At 59.6% G+C, this 16311-nt stretch carries 18 protein-coding genes; 6 read left to right on the forward strand and 12 right to left on the reverse strand.

The features are described from left to right. Positions 1-84: 84 nt before the first annotated feature. From ACJ8PI_RS10010 to lysM, 3 genes are all read right to left on the reverse strand, one after another. A complete protein-coding gene (locus tag ACJ8PI_RS10010; protein WP_162846224.1) occupies positions 85-249 on the reverse strand; it encodes a hypothetical protein in 165 nt (54 codons plus the stop codon). Positions 250-272: 23 nt separating this feature from the next. Continuing rightward, a complete protein-coding gene (locus tag ACJ8PI_RS10015; RefSeq protein WP_162846225.1) occupies positions 273-413 on the reverse strand; it encodes a hypothetical protein in 141 nt (46 codons plus the stop codon). 278 nt (positions 414-691) lie between these two features. After that, a complete protein-coding gene (lysM, locus tag ACJ8PI_RS10020) occupies positions 692-1138 on the reverse strand; it encodes a peptidoglycan-binding protein LysM (RefSeq protein WP_033634902.1) in 447 nt (148 codons plus the stop codon). A 228-nt stretch (positions 1139-1366) separates the two neighbouring features. Here lysM and ACJ8PI_RS10025 point away from each other — a divergent pair, with 228 nt between their 5' ends. Then, positions 1367-1558 carry a YebW family protein gene (locus ACJ8PI_RS10025; RefSeq protein WP_004934567.1) on the forward strand — a complete coding sequence of 64 codons (192 nt, stop codon included), beginning with the start codon at positions 1367-1369 and terminating at the stop codon, positions 1556-1558. Positions 1559-1681: 123 nt separating this feature from the next. Next, positions 1682-1906, forward strand: a complete 225-nt coding sequence (locus tag ACJ8PI_RS10030; protein ID WP_049194710.1) for a biofilm development regulator YmgB/AriR family protein — start codon at positions 1682-1684, stop codon at positions 1904-1906. 242 nt (positions 1907-2148) lie between these two features. Here the strand turns inward: ACJ8PI_RS10030 and ompC are convergent, their stop codons facing one another. The 6 genes from ompC to ACJ8PI_RS10060 form a co-directional block, all read right to left on the reverse strand. Next, a complete protein-coding gene (ompC, locus tag ACJ8PI_RS10035) occupies positions 2149-3231 on the reverse strand; it encodes a porin OmpC (RefSeq protein ID WP_033634904.1) in 1083 nt (360 codons plus the stop codon). Positions 3232-3798: 567 nt separating this feature from the next. Next, the gene (gene astE / locus ACJ8PI_RS10040; protein ID WP_033654434.1) at positions 3799-4782 is read right to left on the reverse strand and encodes a succinylglutamate desuccinylase; all 984 of its coding nucleotides are present in this window, start codon (positions 4780-4782) and stop codon (positions 3799-3801) included. 10 nt (positions 4783-4792) lie between these two features. Next, the gene (gene astB, locus ACJ8PI_RS10045) at positions 4793-6133 is read right to left on the reverse strand and encodes an N-succinylarginine dihydrolase (RefSeq protein WP_164134360.1); all 1341 of its coding nucleotides are present in this window, start codon (positions 6131-6133) and stop codon (positions 4793-4795) included. A gap of 52 nt (positions 6134-6185) precedes the next feature. Continuing rightward, positions 6186-7658: a succinylglutamate-semialdehyde dehydrogenase gene (gene astD, locus ACJ8PI_RS10050; protein WP_041038021.1), complete on the reverse strand. Its 1473-nt coding sequence runs from the start codon at positions 7656-7658 to the stop codon at positions 6186-6188. Next, complete coding sequence (gene astA / locus ACJ8PI_RS10055; RefSeq protein ID WP_033647701.1) at positions 7658-8692, reverse strand: arginine N-succinyltransferase; 1035 nt, start codon at positions 8690-8692, stop codon at positions 7658-7660. The genes astD and astA overlap by 1 nt, the downstream gene beginning before the upstream one ends. Before the next feature lie 52 nt (positions 8693-8744). Further along, positions 8745-9959: an aspartate aminotransferase family protein gene (locus ACJ8PI_RS10060; protein ID WP_060452580.1), complete on the reverse strand. Its 1215-nt coding sequence runs from the start codon at positions 9957-9959 to the stop codon at positions 8745-8747. 655 nt (positions 9960-10614) lie between these two features. Here ACJ8PI_RS10060 and ACJ8PI_RS10065 point away from each other — a divergent pair. Next, positions 10615-11589: an alpha/beta hydrolase gene (locus ACJ8PI_RS10065; protein ID WP_049212731.1), complete on the forward strand. Its 975-nt coding sequence runs from the start codon at positions 10615-10617 to the stop codon at positions 11587-11589. Positions 11590-11604: 15 nt separating this feature from the next. On the opposite strand, the gene ACJ8PI_RS10070 is transcribed toward ACJ8PI_RS10065, so the two are convergent. Further along, entirely contained in the window at positions 11605-13023 is a 1419-nt protein-coding gene (locus tag ACJ8PI_RS10070) for an aminotransferase-like domain-containing protein (RefSeq protein WP_033647705.1), read from the reverse strand. Positions 13024-13167: 144 nt separating this feature from the next. Between ACJ8PI_RS10070 and ACJ8PI_RS10075 the strand changes: the two genes are divergently transcribed. The 3 genes from ACJ8PI_RS10075 to ACJ8PI_RS10085 are packed head-to-tail and all read left to right on the forward strand — an operon-like array spanning position 13168 to position 15745. Then, the gene (locus ACJ8PI_RS10075) at positions 13168-14568 is read left to right on the forward strand and encodes a cytochrome ubiquinol oxidase subunit I (RefSeq protein WP_033647706.1); all 1401 of its coding nucleotides are present in this window, start codon (positions 13168-13170) and stop codon (positions 14566-14568) included. Between the two features lie 2 nt (positions 14569-14570). Further along, positions 14571-15578 (forward strand): cytochrome d ubiquinol oxidase subunit II, encoded by a 1008-nt coding sequence (gene cydB, locus ACJ8PI_RS10080; protein ID WP_033653684.1) that lies wholly within the window; start codon positions 14571-14573, stop codon positions 15576-15578. A 14-nt stretch (positions 15579-15592) separates the two neighbouring features. Next, positions 15593-15745: a DUF2474 domain-containing protein gene (locus ACJ8PI_RS10085; protein ID WP_071605360.1), complete on the forward strand. Its 153-nt coding sequence runs from the start codon at positions 15593-15595 to the stop codon at positions 15743-15745. Positions 15746-15754: 9 nt separating this feature from the next. Here the strand turns inward: ACJ8PI_RS10085 and ACJ8PI_RS10090 are convergent, their stop codons facing one another. Both ACJ8PI_RS10090 and ACJ8PI_RS10095 read right to left on the reverse strand, forming a co-directional pair. Then, a complete protein-coding gene (locus ACJ8PI_RS10090) occupies positions 15755-16021 on the reverse strand; it encodes a hypothetical protein (RefSeq protein WP_049212727.1) in 267 nt (88 codons plus the stop codon). Continuing rightward, a complete protein-coding gene (locus tag ACJ8PI_RS10095; protein WP_025303190.1) occupies positions 16018-16242 on the reverse strand; it encodes a hypothetical protein in 225 nt (74 codons plus the stop codon). Before ACJ8PI_RS10095 ends, ACJ8PI_RS10090 begins: the two co-directional genes overlap by 4 nt. Positions 16243-16311: the final 69 nt, after the last annotated feature.

The following is a 16311-nucleotide window of genomic DNA, read 5'->3' on the forward strand; positions in this document are numbered from 1 at the left end:
CGCCGATTCGCCAAGGGTAACCGACCAAGTTTAACACAGGACAGCTTCCCCACAGAGCGGCGACGCTCAGGCGCAGTTGCGCGGTCAGGACGCTTTGATATAGCAGCTCATGATGTCTATATCGTCCTGCGCGTGCCTGAGATCGGAAAAATAGGTCACGCCAAAGAGAATTGATACCACCAGCAGCACGGACACCAACAGGCCGATAATCGCCAGCAGTTTGGTCTCATCATGGAGATTAGGCTCCATTTTATCTCCCCTAGTTAATCGCGTCAGGTCACCCACAGCGTGACCGCCAGCGTAAAGATAATCAGTGAGCAGGACGCCACCGCCAACACGACGATCGCAAATTGCGCATCACCCAAGGTTTCTCGATAGTTTTTATCCGTTGAGGCGTTACGCTGTTGTTTCACTAAATCGGTTTCACTCGTTCAACTGCTGCATTGCTGTTTGACGGGGCAAAACATCCCCTCAGAATAAGGCGCCAACGTTGCCGCCTTGGTCGTTCCGGCTCAACCGGGGGATGACGCTATCAATTTTCCCCATCAGGGTCAACACCGCGCCTGCCGGCAAGCGAGCGGGTACACAGGGGAAATGTAACCGGCATCAAGATCGCAGGGAAATAAGAGACGCCTATTGCAGAGGACAAAAAAAAGCCCGGTACGCAACCGGGCTATGGCAGACCGACGCGTTATTGCGGGATACGCAACACCTGCCCAGGATAAATCTTGTCCGGGCTCGACAGCATCGGCTTGTTGGCTTCGAAAATCTTGTTGTACTGATTGGCGTTGCCGTACATCTCTTTAGAGATGGCGCTCAGCGTATCGCCCTTCTTCACGGTATAGAAGCGGCTCTCGGCGTCGGGTTGCGTCACCGCCACCTTATCCTCCACGCCGCTGATGCCCGCCACGTTGCCGACAGCCACCAGGATCTTCTCTTTTAACTCCTGGCTGACGGCGTCGCCGGTCACTACGGCTTTACCATCGATCACTTGCACATTGACTTTGTCGGTGCCCGGCAAGCCGCTCTTATCGAGATGCTCCTTGAGTTTGGCGCCTTGATCTTCGGCGGAGGCATTGCCGGTGACTGTGTCCCACAGTTTTTCGCCCGCTTCTTTGACGAAGTTAAACAAGCCCATATTCACTCCTTTTGATGGTTTCACTAATGCGTTTAAGTAAGGCTAGTTAAGCTTAGCATCGACAAAAGGATATGCCATCCGCTCACGGCGTCAGAAACGGTTAGAGTATTCCGAAAGTGCAGTCAACGGCGTTTCGATGGCGATTAATCGCGCAATGATGCTGAAAAATCGCGCTTTTTTACCTACACTGTTGCAGACAGAGCAACTCGACGAAGGAGGCGTGCAACGATGTACGCATTGGTGATGTTTGTCTGTTATCTGGATGGTGGCTGCAGTGAAATGGTGGTCGATATATTGCGCGACGAGCCGCAATGCCTGGTCGCGATGAAGGAACAGAACTTGCGACACGCCGGCTGTTATCCCATGGAAGAGTTTATCGACGGCTTCTGGTTGCCAGCCAGCGAATATTCGGATTTTTAACGCCCTCCCCGCGCGACGCTGAGGAATTTCTGATTTCATCGGAAACTGCATCTTCCTCCGAGGCATAAGGCCGCTGTTTTGCTAAATTGCGGCTCCCGAAGAAGAAAGAGACAGAGAAAGGTCATGCCAGCATCGGCTCACTCCAACGAGCAATATGAAACTCTGCTGCACGACGTCAGCCTGGCGTTAGGCGACGCAGTGTTGCAGTTAATCCAAAACCATAAAAAGGTCTCCGGCGGCAATATTCTTTCACAGCTGGTGAACGAAATAGAGCGTGAGCAGGATCAGCAACGTTTCACCGCGCTGCGTTCCGCCATTGAGCTGGTCGGGCTGGCGCCCAAAGGCTGAGATCCCGATAAAACGAAGGCCGGGCTTGCGCCCCGCCTGAGGTGAATGACAAGCCTGATGACATTGCCAGGTTTACCGAAAACAGCATTTAAAATAAGGGAAATCAATTCATTGATTTTCGGTTGCTCACCACAAAGAAGGAAAAACCACGCTTTTTCCGCCTTTGTCAACGAGCTAAGGCGGGGCTTGCGCCCCGCCTGATTACCAATCCCGACACAGGATGAAGGTAAGGGAATTGCAGATTAGAAGCGATACGTCAGGCTGACGGCAACGATATCATCGTTGGCCAGTTTCAGTTTGTTATCGTCGCTCAGCTGGTTGATTTGGTAATCAACGTAGGTGTACATATTTTTGTTGAAGTAGTAAGTCGCCCCCACTTCCACGTACTTCACCAGGTCGGCATCACCGATCCCTTCGATATCCTTGCCTTTGGATTGCACGTAAGCCACGGAAGGACGCAAACCGTTCTCGAATTGATACTGGGCCACAACTTCGAAGTTTTGCGTTTTATTGGCGAAGCCGGAAGTGCCGTTGACACTGATCGGCGTCATGTTGCGGGTTTCGGCATACATCGCAGCCAGGTAAACCTGGTTGGCATCGTATTTCACCGCAGTGGTCCATGCGGTGGCGCTGTCGCCTTTACCGTACTGCAGCGCTTTTTGAGCGCTGGTGCGGTTGGAGTCGGAGAACGCCGCCGCTACGCCGATGCCGGAACCGCCGATGTCCTGATAGTCCAGAGACAGGCCGTAACCGTCGCCGTTTTGCTTGGTCACGCTGCGTCCGTCGCCATCGTTTTTACCCTGGTACTGCACCGCCAGATTCAGGCCGTCCACCAAACCGAAGAAATCACGGTTGCGGTAGGTGGCCAAACCGTTGGAACGGGCGGTCATAAAGTTATCGGTATAGCTGTAGGAGTCGCCGCCGAACTCCGGCAGCATGTCGGTGTAAGCCTCGGCGTCATAGACCACACCATAGTTACGGCCGTAGTCGAAAGAACCGTAGTTGCCGAATTTCAGCCCCGCGAAGCCCAGACGCGTTTTGGTGCCGGTAGTGCCCTGCGCTTCGTCGTGATTGGCCTGGACGTTGTATTCCCACTGGCCGTACCCGGTCAACTGATCATTGATTTGCGTTTCGCCTTTGAAGCCCAGGCGAACATAGGTCATATCACCGTCGTTGGATTTACTGTCGCTGAAATAATGCTTGGCGTTAACACGGCCGTACAGGTCGAGTTTATTGCCATCCTTATTGTAGATTTCAGCCGCGTTGGCGAAGGAGGTGATCGCCCCGAGGGCGACAGCTAAGGCTAATACACTGCGTTTCATCATTTATTTTCCTAGATATTATAATTAGAACCCTGCCCGTCACGCCCATTTATAATTTGGGCTGTGATTTTATCTTTTGGTATTTTATGAGCACCCCTAATACGGGGGTGATGTGACATTAGCATCATGAATCAAAACTTAAAATCAAAAAGTTCATGAAACAACGAGGAGAAAGCATGTTTATTTGTAACTAAACATTACAAAGAAAGCCTCACACAACCCATTGAATATATGAATATTTTGCCACATAAGTTATAACCAAAATGGTGCAACGCACCAATATGGTGCATTTAGGTTTCGTTTTGCGTGCTTTCTGCGCGATTCAAAGGTAACAACAAAATTAGCATGGTTATTAAAAACGTTACTTATTTCACATTTTTGTCTTAACATATTCACCAGGCAATTAAGACTTTCAGCTAATCATCTGACACCGCCTTTTATTCATTCACATAAGGGAATCTCTTCGGAACGAATAAAATTCGCCTTACGGCAATTAAAATAGCGGGAAATAGCAGACTAAAATAATGAAGGGAATAACGGCGGCGCGCTGAGGGCGCCGCCGTGGATAAATCAATACAGCGTAGAACGGGAAACTTCGCTCAACAACATACCGGCACGCAGGCCCAACGCCACTCCGGGGTTAGGGAACAGTATCCACGCCCCCTCCTGGCCCACGCGATACTCCTCCTGCGGCTGCTCGCACAGCAACATCCCCGGTTTCAGCTCGGTGAAGTTGGCCGTGTCATCGTCCAGGTGCAGCTTGAAATCTTCGCTGTGCTTGATCAACGAGTGCATCACACGGAAAACCCGAATCTCGGCGCCCGCACGCACCGGCGGCGGCCCTTCGCTGACCGCCGCCCGCAGCGCGCGATCGATGGCGGCGAATTGCTGCAGATCGTTACTGCCGAACGGCCGCGCCTTGCCCAACTCGAGCGTACAGCTCGCCGCATTGAGATGTTCGCTGGAGTAGTGGCTAAAGGTACCGCCCGGCGCGCTGTGCACCACCAGCGCATCCAGATCGGCGGCATCCAGCAGCTGCAACATCGGCTCGCTGTACGGGCGTTTCTGGAAGGGCAGAATGCCGAAGCGCGGCAAACGCGATTCACGGATGGCGGTGTGCAAATCGTAGTGGAAACGCGCCGCCTGCTCGCCATCGAAAAAGGCGGCGAGCGCACGCTCCAACTGCTGCGCGCGCACGGTTTCGCCGCTGGCGGCGAAGTTGCGGTAGCGGCCGCCGAACATGCGGTTCATATCGCTGTGCAGATAACGCTTGCCGGCCCGCATCGCCGCCGGGTTACCCAGCACCACCAACAGCCGCACCTTCAGCGGCAACCGGCCGGCCAGCAGATCGCCGACCAGCTGATTGAGCAGTTCAATCGGCGCGGTTTCGTTGCCGTGCACGCCCGCCGACATCACCATCGCTTGGCGGTAAGGCTGCCGCGGCGTGAGCTCCAGCACCCCTTCCCCCTGCCAGCGCCAGCGCAGCTGTGGTGTTTCACCCTGCCATTCGACGGGTTCGTTCCCTTCCAGCGTCAGGGGCAGTAGATCGATCATGCCGCCTCCCTTAGCGTTGGAATGGATAGATGGAACCGAGGCCGAGGATCGACGTCAGCGCATCCAGCGCCTCGCGCCCTTCGCGCAGCAGCAGCGGATCGGCCAGGTCATCCTGCGTCAGGCGATCGCGGTAATGACGATCCACCCATTCGTTCAGCGTCGCAAACAGCCGCTCGTTCATCATCACGCGCGGATTGACCGCTCTCAACTCTTGTTCGTTGAGCGCCACCCGCAGCCGCAGGCAGGCCGGGCCGCCGCCGTTGCGCATGCTTTCGCGCAGGTCGAACACGCGGATTTCATCGATCGGGCCGCCGCTGCCGACCATGTCGTTCAGATAACGCCACACGCCGGCGTGCTGACGCGACTCTTCCGGCACCACGATCATCATCCTGCCGTTCGGTTTGGTAAGAATTTGGCTATTGAACAGGTAGGTCGCCACCGCGTCCGCCACCGAAACGCGCTCGGTCGGCACCTCGATCGCCACCAGCTCGCTGTCCAGCGTCGCCATCTTGCGGCGCACTTCATCCAGCGCCTGCTGCTGGCGGTGAAACGCCTGCTGGTGGTGGAACAGCACGTTCTGGTTGCTGACCGCAATCACGTCGTTATGGAACACGCCCTGATCGATCACCGCCGGGTTTTGCTGCACGAAGACCGTATGCTGCTCGTCCAGCTGGTGCAGGCGAGCGATCGCCTCACCGGCTTCGCGCGTCTGGCGCGCCGGATAACGCGCCGGCGCCGTGTCGCCGCCGAACTCCTGCCGACCGTAGACGAACACCTGCACGCTGCGCCTGGCGTAGTCGCCGCCCAAACGGTTGTGGTTGGCGGCCCCTTCGTCGCCGAACAACGCCACCTGCGGCAACGCCTCGTGGTGGGCGAAATGCCGATCGTCGCTGAACATCGCCCGCAATACGGCGGTGGTGGTTTCCGCTTCGATGGCGCGGTGGAATTTGTTGTTCAGGTTGGCGGCGGTGAAATGCACCTTGCCGTCGGCGCTGTCCGCCGAAGGCGACACGGTGGCCGCATTGGCGGTCCACATGCAAGATGCCGAGCTGAGCGCCGACAGCAGGCGCGGCGACTGGCGCATCGCCTGCGCCAGCACCGCCTCATCGCTGCCGCTGAAACCCAGGCGCCGCAGCATCGGCAAGTGCGGCCGCTCCTGCGGCGGCAATACCCCTTGCTGGAAACCGAGATCGGCCAGCGCCTTCATTTTCAGCAAACCTTGTTTCGCCGCCAGCTTCGGGTTAGATACGCTGTTTTGGTGCTGCGTCGAGGCCTCATTGCCGAACGACAGCCCGGCATAGTGGTGCGTCGGCCCCACCAAACCGTCGAAATTGACTTCATATCCTGACATGGCTATCCCCAGGGGATGGCCTGCGGCGGCGCCATCGCGCCGCCGCAGACGATTAACGGAACGACAAGCCCGGCGAGAGCGTCGCCGGCAGCGACAGGCTTTCGCTTTCCAGCGAAGCCATCGGCCAGGCGCAATAGTCCGCCGCATAGAAGGCGCTTGGGCGATGGTTGCCGGAGGCCCCCACGCCACCGAACGGCGCCGCGCTGGACGCCCCGGTCAGCGGCTTGTTCCAGTTGACGATGCCGGCACGCGCTTCCAGCAGCAAGCGCTCGAACAACTCGCGCTGCGGCGATACCAGCCCCACCGACAGGCCGTAGCGCGTCCGGTTGGCGAGCTGTAGCGCTTCGTCGAAATCGCGGTAACGCACGATGGTGGTCAAGGGGCCGAAATACTCTTCGTCCGGTACGCCGGCCACGCCGGTCAGATCGACGATGCCCGGGCTGAGCAGCGAACTGCCCGGTTCCAGCAGGCGCATGCTCAGCAGCGATTTGCCGCCCAGCGCCAGCAAGCGCTGCTGCGCGTTCAGCATGTTTTCCGCCGCGGCTGCCGACACCACCCCGCCCATGAACGGCTGCGGTTCGGCATCCCAGCGGCCGACGCGCAGTTCGCCCGCCACCTGGACCAAACGTTCGATAAAGGCGTCGCCTTCCGCCCCCTGCTTCACCAGAATACGGCGTGAACAGGTGCAGCGTTGGCCGGCGGAGATAAACGCCGATTGGATAGCCAGGTTGACCGCCGCATCGCGATCGTCAAAACCGTCGACGATCAGCGCGTTGTTGCCGCCCATCTCCAGCGCCAGGATCTTCTCCGGCTGCCCCGCCAATTGGCGATGCAGGTGATAGCCGGTGCCGGCGCTGCCGGTGAACAGCAGGCCGTCGATATCCGCACTGGCCGCCAGCGCTTCGCCGGTCTCGCGGCCGCCTTGCACCAGATTGATCACCCCGTCCGGCAGGCCGGCCTGCAGCCACAGCTTCAGGGTCTCCTCGGCGGTCAGCGGCGTCAGCTCGCTCGGTTTGAATACCACGCAGTTGCCGGCCAACAGCGCCGGCACGATATGGCCGTTCGGCAGATGGCCGGGGAAGTTGTAAGGCCCGAACACCGCCAGCACGCCGTGCGGACGATGGCGCAACACCGAAGCGCCGTCGGCCATCGCCGTCTGGCTAAAGCCGGTACGCGTCTGATAGGCCTGCAGCGAAATGCCCACCTTGCCGATCATCGCCTGAATTTCGGTCAGCGTTTCCCAGCGCGGTTTGCCGGTCTCGCGGCTGATGGTTTCCGCCAGCGACTGCTTGTGTTCTTCCAGCAAGGCGGCGAAGCGTTTTACCAGCTGTTCGCGCTGCTCGAACGGCGTACGCGCCCAAGCCGGGAACGCGGCGCGCGCGGCTTCGCAGGCGGCGGCGACGTCGTCGGTATCGGCGGCGTTGGCGCGCCACAGCGGCTGGTTGCCGACCGGATCGGCCTTGCCGAACTCGGCACCGCGGCCCTGCCGCCAGACGCCGTTAATCAACAGTGCAGGATGAGACATCATGCTTTCTCCTGTGCAATAAGGGGGAGCACCCGCACCGGGCTGCCCTGTTCGACGCCCAGCGCCGCGGCGGTGGCGGCGTTGATATGCAGGCGGTCGTCATACAGATCGGCATTGACCAACAGTGCGCGGTAGTGCTGATAGTTGTCGTTGGCCACCAGATGCACCGGCGCATCGGCGCGCATCGGCGTGTCATCCAGCACCACTTTCACCAGGCGGCTCTGCTTCACCGCGCGGATGTGGTCGATCTCGGCTTCCAGCGTCGGGCCGCCGTCGAAGATATCGACGTAGCCCTGATAGCTCAGGCCTTCCGCCTCCAGCAACCGGCGCGCCGGCAGGGTTTGCGGATGCACCTCGCCGATCACTTTCTGCGCGTCTTCGGCCAGGAAATCGACATACAACGGGTGTTTCGGCATCAGTTCGGCGATAAACGCCTTTTGCCCGGTGCCGCTCAGGTAGTCCGCCTTGGCGAACTCGATGGAGAAGAAATGGCGCCCGACGCTCTCCCAGAACGGCGATCGGCCGTTTTCATCGGAGAAACCGCGCATCTCGGCGATCAGGCGCCGGGAGAAACGTTCGCGGAACGCGGCAATAAACAGGAAACGCACCTTCGACAGCAGCTTGCCGTTCTCACCGTGACGATAATCCGGATCGAGGAACAGCGTGCACAGCTCCGAATGGCCGGTATGATCGTTGCTGAGGAACAGCGTCGGCACCGATTTATAGACGTTCAGCTGTTTGGAAGCGTGCACCTGCGTGCCTACGCGGAAGCTGTACCAGGGTTCCGCCAGGCCGACGGCCACTTCGATCGCGCAGACCCCGACCACCTGACGGCGCTCGCTGTCTTCCAACACGAACAAATAACACTGGTCACTTTGCGGAAGTTCGCCTTGCCAGGTTTTTAACGCCCGCTCAATGCGTGCCGACAGGGTATCTTCATTTTGCGGCAGTGAAGTGAGACCGATGCCGGATTTACCGGCCAGCGTCAATAAATCCGCCAGATCGCGACGCTCTATAGGGCGAATAATCATCATAATGCGAACCTCTTCTGAATCAGGCTGCGCCGGTGAAGGCGCAGCCCGCTGATTAGCTGCAAATGCGCGCCACGGCGCGCGCGAATCGCGCCAGCCCCTCTTTCACATCCTGCTCAGGGATGATCAGCGACGGCGTGAAACGCACCACGTCCGGGCCGGCGATCAGCGCGATAACGCCTTCTTCGTTGGCCAGTTGGGTGATCTGCTTCGCTTTGCCGGCATAGTCTTTCGTCAATTGGCAGCCGATCAGCAAACCGCCGCCGCGAATGTCGGCGAAGATCGGGTACTGACGGTTGATGTCGTTCAACCCGTCGATAAACCACTGGTGACGCTGTTTGACGCCCTCCAGCACTTCCGAGGTGTTGATGATGGAGAACACCGTCCCCGCCACCGCCGTCGCCAGCGGGTTGCCGCCGTAGGTGGTGCCGTGGGTGCCGACGCCCAGCGTTTTCGCCAGCGCATCGGTGGTCAGCATGGCGCCGATAGGGAAGCCGCCGCCCAGCGCTTTGGCGGTGGTCAGCACGTCCGGCACCACGCCGTACTGCATGTAGGCATACAGGTGGCCGGTGCGGCCGACGCCGGTCTGCACTTCGTCGAAGATCAGCAGCGCATTATGGCGATCGCACAGCTCACGCAGCCCCTGCAGGAAACTGGCTTCCGCCGGCAGCACGCCGCCCTCGCCCTGGATCGGCTCGACGATCACCGCGCAGGTGCGATCGTTGATAAGCTCGGCCGCCGCGGCCAGATCGTTGTACGGCGTATGGGTGATGCCGCCCGGCAGCGGCGCAAAGTCCTGCGAGTATTTTGGCTGGCCGCCGGCGGACACGGTAAACAGCGTGCGGCCGTGGAACGCGTTGTTGAACGCCACAATCTGATCCTTACCGGCGCCGTGCTGGTCGTGCGCATGCTTGCGCGCCAGTTTCAGCGCCGCTTCGTTGGCTTCGGCGCCCGAGTTGCAGAAGAACACCTTGTCGGCGAAGGTGGCGTCGATCAATTTTTTGGCCAGGCGCAGCACCGGTTCGTTGGTATAGCCATTGCCCAGATGCCACAGTTTGCCCGCCTGCTCCACCAGCGCCGCCTTGACCGCCGGGTGCGCATGCCCCAACGCGTTAACCGCGATGCCGCCGGCGAAGTCGATGTAAGACTTACCCTGCTGATCCCACACCTGCGAGCCTTCTCCCCGCACCAGAATAAAATCGGCAGGGGCATAAACCGGGACCATCCAGTCATCGAAAGACTGGCGGGTAACTGCGATTGGCTGTTCCATAGTGACCTCATAATCTCAGCAAAGGCTGAATTTTGACTGTAAGGGCCGCTCAGGCCCGGCTAGGCCGCCACATTGCAAAAAAACCGTTGTTCAAAACCGACTTTCACGGCGGAGAAAATGCTGCCCCTTACCGCTGATTTAGAAACAAATCTGTTACATAAAATCGGTTTTTCACTATTTATGGCGTATATCCGGTCCCTGAGCGGGGAGTAAATGTTAACGAGCAGTTAAAATACATGTCGTTTGATAAAGAGTGTAGAGCAGCTATCGTGCCAAAACGGGATTTTTACCGGATTTTGCTATTTCTGGCGTTAAAACAACGGCTTATATTGCATAGTTATTCATTTTCTATGCATTGGTAATGCATAAATTAAAAAATAAGGCCTAAAATCATCATTGCGCGCGAAATCCTATTCAATTGCGAAAAACTTCAGGATTTCTGATCGGGCTCGCAAAAATAATTTCGCCGGATTTGCTCGCTATCACACTTTTTGCCCCCAGTGGGTGCAGCAGTGCGCCAGAATGGTGCATCGCGGCAGCGACGCGAGACCCCACCGGCCAAAAGGGGCCACGCTGGCCGCGGCTCCTGCTTTGTGCGCCAGCGACTACACTGTGATCCTGACCGCCCCTTCTCTTTTGCGCACAAGGAGTCCCCATGCCCAAGAAAACCGTCGATCTCAGCCAGCCGCACGCCCAACACGACATCCGCGCGTTTCTCGACGCGCTGAATGCCGGCGGCGGTAAACCTATGGAACAGATGAAGCCCAAAGAGGCGCGCAGGATGTTGGAGGACGCGCAACGCAGCGTCGAGGTGCCGCTGCGCGAGGTCGAGATCAGCGAGAAAACCATTCACGTAGAAGGTCAGGATATTCTGCTGCAGCTGGTGCGGCCGGCCAGGGTCAAAGAGGCGCTGCCGGTATTCATGTTCTTCCACGGCGGTGGCTGGGTGCTGGGCGATTTTCCCACCCATGAACGGCTGGTGCGCGATCTGGTGCACAGCTCAGGTGCGGCGGCGGTGTTCGTCAATTATCCCCGCTCACCGGAGGTGCGCTACCCTGAGGCGATCAACCTGGCTTACGCCGCCACCGAATGGGTGGCCGAGTACGGCGAGAAGATCAACGTCGACGGCTCGCGGCTGGCGGTGGTCGGCAACAGCGCCGGCGGCAATATGGCGGCGGTGGTCAGCCTGATGGCCAAACAGAAAGGCATACCGGCGCTGCGCTGCCAGATCCTGCTGTGGCCCGTCACCCGCGCCCAGTTTGATACCGATTCCTATCATCAGTTTGCCGAAGGCCATTTCCTGACCCGCAACATGATGAAGTGGTTTTGGGACAGCTACGCGCCCGATAAGGCGCAGCGCAAAGACATCTACGCCTCGCCGCTCAACGCCACGCCGGACCAGCTGCGGGGGTTGCCGCCGGCGCTGGTGCAAACCGCCGAGCTGGACGTGCTGCGCGATGAGGGCGAAGCCTACGCGCGTCTGCTCGATGCCGCCGGCGTCGAGGTCACCTCCACCCGCTATAACGGGCTGATCCACGACTACGGCCTGTTGAATCCGCTCGCCCACGTCCCGGCGGTGCATTCGGCGATCCACCAGGCCGGGCGCGCGTTGAAGCACTATCTGTCCTGACGCCAGGTGTGCCGTTCAGCCTGCCGCCGCCAGCCCCCGGATAAGTTTGGCTAAGGTTTTGATCGCCTCTTCAAAGCGGTCGTTCCATTCAAAAGAGGCGTTGAGACGGAAGCAGTGGTTGAAATGGTCGCCGGTGGTAAACATGCGCCCCGGCGCGATGCTAATGCCCCGGGAAAGGGCCCGCCGGTACAGTTCCATCGACGACAGCGCCGGATCCAGCTCCAGCCACAGGAAGTAGCCGCCGTCGGGCTGGCTGACCTTCACCGTCGGCGGGAAATGGTGGGCGATCGCCTGACGCATCGCGCTTTGCCGCTGAGCCAGCAGGCGCCGCAGCCGCCGCAGATGGGTATCGTAGCCGCCGTGCAGCAGATAATCCGCCAGCGCCATCTGGGTCGGCACGCTGGTGGAAACGGTGCTCATCAGCTGCAAACGCTGGATCTGCTGCGCATAACGCCCTGCCGCCACCCAGCCGACGCGAAAGCCCGGCGCCAGGCATTTGGAAAACGACGAGCAGTGCAGGATCTGGCCGCCGCTGTCGAGCGCCTTGGCTGGCAGCGGCCGTTCCGCGCTGAAGTACAGTTCGCCGTAGACGTCGTCTTCAATCAGCGAGATCTGCCGTTCGCGCAGCAGCGTCACCAGCCGTTGCTTGTTGGCCTCCGGCAGGGTGGCGCCCTGCGGGTTCTGGAAATGGGTCATCAACCAGCAGGCTTTGATCGGATACTGGTCCACCGCCTGCTGCAGCGCGTCCAGATCGATGCCGTCCTGCGGATGCGTAGCGATCGCCACCGCCTTTAACCGCAGCCGTTCCAGCGCCTGCAGCGCGCCGTAAAACGCCGGCGATTCGATCGCCACATAGTCGCCCGGCTGGGTCACCGCCTGCAGGCTGAGGCTGAGCGACTCCATCGCCCCGGCGGTGATGACGATTTCGTCCGGCGCGACCTGCATGCCGCTCAGCGCATAGCGTTGGGCGATGTGCCGCCGCAGCGCGTCGTTGCCCGGCGGCAGGTTGGCCAGCGAACTGTGCGGCGTGAACTTGCGCGCCACGCTGCTCAGCGCGCGCGCCAGCTTCGGCTGGGCGAACAGCGTGGCGTCGGGAAAGGCCGAACCGAAAGGCACGATATCCGGATCCTTGCAGGCCTGCAGCACGTCGAAAATAAAGGCGTTGATGTCCACCTGCTCGCTCAGCAACAGCTTCTCGCCGCGCGAAGGCTGGGGCAGCGGCTGCGGGCGCGCCGCCACGTAGTAGCCCGACTGCGGCCGGGCGACGATCCACCCCTGGCTCTCCAGCAGTTGGTAAGACTGCACCACCGTCATCAGGCTCAGTCCGGCGCGTTTGCCGCTCTCGCGCAGCGAAGGCAGCTTGTCGCCCGCCCGCCACACCCGGTTCTGGATCTGTTCTCTAATCTGCTGCGCAAGCTGCTCGTATCGGGTCATAACCATTAACTGTTATATGAAAAAGTAAAATAACTGTCACTATTATAGTCACTGTACTCCGTGCTTAACTTAACGCCAAGTATTTCACATAAAAATGACAGCTATACTCAAGAGGTTAATTTATGTTCAACCCTAGGAGGCGCCATGCTGGGTCTTGATGCACTGGAACTCGCCAGAATACAGTTCGCCTTCACCGTGTCTTTCCATATCATCTTCCCCGCCATCACCATCGGTTTAGCCAGCTATCTGGCGGTGCTGGAAGGATTATGGTTGAAAACGCACAATGAAGCCTACCGTGAGCTTTACCACTTCTGGTCAAAGATTTTCGCCGTCAACTTCGGCATGGGCGTGGTGTCCGGGCTGGTGATGGCCTATCAGTTCGGCACCAACTGGAGCTTCTTCTCCGAGTTCGCCGGCAGCATTACCGGGCCGCTGCTGACCTATGAAGTGCTGACCGCCTTCTTCCTCGAAGCCGGTTTCCTCGGCGTAATGCTGTTCGGCTGGAACCGCGTCGGCCCCGGCCTGCACTTCTTCGCCACCTGCATGGTGGCGCTCGGCACGCTGATCTCCACCTTCTGGATCCTGGCTTCCAACAGCTGGATGCAGACGCCACAGGGGCATGAAATCATCAACGGCCAGGTGGTACCGGTCGACTGGCTGAAGGTGATCTTCAACCCGTCCTTCCCGTACCGCCTGCTGCACATGTCCACCGCCGCCTTCCTCTCCTCGGCGTTCTTCGTCGGCGCCTCCGCCGCCTGGCACCTGCTGCGCGGCCGCGATACCCCGGCGATGCGCAAAATGCTGTCGATGGCGATGTGGATGGCGCTGATCGTCGCGCCGGTGCAGGCGCTGATCGGCGATGCGCATGGCCTGAATACGCTGAAACACCAGCCGGCGAAGATCGCCGCCATCGAAGGCCACTGGGAAAACCCGCCGGGCGAAGCCACGCCGCTTATCCTGGTCGGTTGGCCGGACATGGAGCGCGAAGAGACCCGCTTCAAGCTGGAAGTACCGTACCTCGGCAGCCTGATCCTGACCCACAGCCTGACCGAACAGGTACCGGCGCTCAAATCCTTCCCGCCGGAAGATCGCCCCAACTCCACCGTGGTGTTCTGGTCGTTCCGCATCATGGTCGGGCTGGGCATGCTGATGATCCTGGCCGGGGTGTGGAGCCTGTGGCTGCGCTGGCGCGGCGGGCTGTATCAGTCGCGTCCGTTCCTGTACTTCATCCTGTGGATGGGCCCTTCCGGGCTGCTGGCGCTGCTGGCGGGCTGGTTCACCACCGAGATCGGCCGCCAGCCGTGGGTGGTGTACGGCCTGCTGCGCACCAAGGACGCGGTCTCCGCGCACGGCGATCTGCACATGAGCATCAGCCTGCTGGCGTTCATCATCGTCTACTGCTCGGTGTTCGGCGTGGGCTATTCCTACATGATGCGCCTGATCCGCAAAGGGCCGCAGCCGCATGAACACCAAGAAGACAATACCGAGGGCCGGCCGGCGCGTCCGCTGTCCGCGGTCAACGACACTCTGGACGACAGGAGCTGAACATGGGCATCGATCTTCCGCTGATTTGGTTTGTGATCATCGTGTTCAGCACCATGATGTACGTGGTGATGGACGGTTTCGACCTGGGCATCGGCATCCTGTTTCCGTGGGTGAAAGAGAGCGGCGACCGCGATCTGATGATGAACACCGTCGCCCCAGTGTGGGACGGCAATGAGACCTGGCTGGTGCTGGGCGGCGCCGCGCTGTTCGGCGCCTTCCCGCTGGCCTACTCGGTGATCCTCGACGCGCTGGCGATCCCGCTGACGCTGATGCTGATCGGGCTGATTTTCCGCGGCGTGGCCTTCGAGTTTCGCTTCAAGGCGACGCCGGAGAAACGCCATATCTGGGACAAGGCGTTCATCTGGGGCTCAATCTTCGCCACCTTCAGCCAGGGTGTGGTGGTGGGCGCCGTGATCAACGGCTTCCCGGTCGAAGGCCGCACCTACGCCGGCGGCGCACTGGACTGGCTGACGCCGTTCGCGTTGTTCTGCGGGCTGGGGCTGGTGGTGACCTACGCCCTGCTAGGCTGCACCTGGCTGGTGATGAAAACCGCCGGTGATCTGCAGGCGCGCATGTATCATCTGGCGACGCCGCTGCTGGCGATCCTGTTGCTGGTGCTGGCCGCGGTCAGTATCTGGACGCCGATCGCGCATCCGGAAATCGCCGCCCGCTGGTTTACGCTGCCGAATTTGTTCTGGCTGCTGCCGGTGCCGGTGCTGGTGCTGCTCAGCGCCTGGGGAATTCAGCGCGGGGTGAAACGCGGCGCGCACTACTCGCCGTTCATACTGACGCTGCTGCTGGTGTTCCTCGGCCTGAGCGGGCTTGGCATCAGCATCTGGCCGCACCTGATCCCGCCGGCCATCAGCCTTTGGGACGCCGCCGCCCCGCCGCAGAGCCTCGGCTTTATGCTGGTGGGCGCGCTGTTCATCATCCCGATCATTCTGGTCTACACCTTCTGGAGCTACTACGTGTTCCGCGGCAAGATCAGCCATGAACACGGCTATCACTGAGAAGGGAGGACGCTATGCAAGATAAAACGGCAACCGCCGCGCCGGCGCCCTGGTGGAAACGCATCGGCTGGCTGGTGATCATCTGGAGCGCCAGCGTGCTGGGGCTGTTCGTGGTCGCCTCGCTGTTCCGCCTGCTGATGACCGCGGCGGGCATGAAGTCGCATTGACGCGGCGCCTTATCTGGCCGCGCTGGTGGGAAAGTAGAAGGAAACCACCAGCGTGACCAGCGGCAAGGCGCCGATCTTCACCAGTTCGAACGCTTGCCTCAGCGCTTCATTTTTGTCCCAATACGCGTGGGCGGCGAATACGCCCACGCTGACCGCGAATATCCCGCACAATACCTGGCGCGCCAGGCGCAGACGCTCCATTTCGTCGAAGACCAACACCTGCTCCAGATAAACCTGGCTGGCCTCATCGCGCAGATTACGGCTTTCGATGTTCATGGGAAGATCTCCACGACCCGCCCCACCGCTTCAAGCTGTTCACCCTTCTCCCGTACAATGCCAAGAGAAGTACCATCCTGTTTCATCCAGTACTTATCGGCAAGGGTAATCAGTGCAAACGCCATTTTGATTACCTCGGTTTTTTCCATCCCATGACGCCGGGCAATATCGTTCAGATCATCATCAATTTTATTCGATAACCGAATCGGCAAGCTGCGCATAGTCCACCTCCTGTGGCCGTTGATTCACAGGGGGAAAGTCTACTGGAAGGGCAACTATCGTTCAATTAG

The sequence above is a fragment of the Serratia sp. CY82433 genome (assembly GCF_052166535.1).
Taxonomy (GTDB): Bacteria; Pseudomonadota; Gammaproteobacteria; order Enterobacterales; family Enterobacteriaceae; genus Serratia; species Serratia sarumanii.

What these genes read in the sequence shown, in the direction of transcription:
- ACJ8PI_RS10010 (WP_162846224.1), bottom strand. Translation starts at nt 249, where the DNA reads ATGGAGCCTAATCTCCATGATGAGACCAAACTGCTGGCGATTATCGGC.
- astA (WP_033647701.1), bottom strand. Translation starts at nt 8,692, where the DNA reads ATGATGATTATTCGCCCTATAGAGCGTCGCGATCTGGCGGATTTATTG.
- cydB (WP_033653684.1), top strand. Translation starts at nt 14,571, where the DNA reads ATGGGCATCGATCTTCCGCTGATTTGGTTTGTGATCATCGTGTTCAGC.
- ACJ8PI_RS10085 (WP_071605360.1), top strand. Translation starts at nt 15,593, where the DNA reads ATGCAAGATAAAACGGCAACCGCCGCGCCGGCGCCCTGGTGGAAACGC.
- ompC (WP_033634904.1), bottom strand. Translation starts at nt 3,231, where the DNA reads ATGATGAAACGCAGTGTATTAGCCTTAGCTGTCGCCCTCGGGGCGATC.
- astE (WP_033654434.1), bottom strand. Translation starts at nt 4,782, where the DNA reads ATGATCGATCTACTGCCCCTGACGCTGGAAGGGAACGAACCCGTCGAA.
- ACJ8PI_RS10075 (WP_033647706.1), top strand. Translation starts at nt 13,168, where the DNA reads ATGCTGGGTCTTGATGCACTGGAACTCGCCAGAATACAGTTCGCCTTC.
- ACJ8PI_RS10030 (WP_049194710.1), top strand. Translation starts at nt 1,682, where the DNA reads ATGCCAGCATCGGCTCACTCCAACGAGCAATATGAAACTCTGCTGCAC.
- ACJ8PI_RS10060 (WP_060452580.1), bottom strand. Translation starts at nt 9,959, where the DNA reads ATGGAACAGCCAATCGCAGTTACCCGCCAGTCTTTCGATGACTGGATG.
- ACJ8PI_RS10070 (WP_033647705.1), bottom strand. Translation starts at nt 13,023, where the DNA reads ATGACCCGATACGAGCAGCTTGCGCAGCAGATTAGAGAACAGATCCAG.
- ACJ8PI_RS10065 (WP_049212731.1), top strand. Translation starts at nt 10,615, where the DNA reads ATGCCCAAGAAAACCGTCGATCTCAGCCAGCCGCACGCCCAACACGAC.
- lysM (WP_033634902.1), bottom strand. Translation starts at nt 1,138, where the DNA reads ATGGGCTTGTTTAACTTCGTCAAAGAAGCGGGCGAAAAACTGTGGGAC.
- astD (WP_041038021.1), bottom strand. Translation starts at nt 7,658, where the DNA reads ATGTCTCATCCTGCACTGTTGATTAACGGCGTCTGGCGGCAGGGCCGC.
- ACJ8PI_RS10090 (WP_049212727.1), bottom strand. Translation starts at nt 16,021, where the DNA reads ATGAACATCGAAAGCCGTAATCTGCGCGATGAGGCCAGCCAGGTTTAT.
- ACJ8PI_RS10095 (WP_025303190.1), bottom strand. Translation starts at nt 16,242, where the DNA reads ATGCGCAGCTTGCCGATTCGGTTATCGAATAAAATTGATGATGATCTG.
- ACJ8PI_RS10025 (WP_004934567.1), top strand. Translation starts at nt 1,367, where the DNA reads ATGTACGCATTGGTGATGTTTGTCTGTTATCTGGATGGTGGCTGCAGT.
- astB (WP_164134360.1), bottom strand. Translation starts at nt 6,133, where the DNA reads ATGTCAGGATATGAAGTCAATTTCGACGGTTTGGTGGGGCCGACGCAC.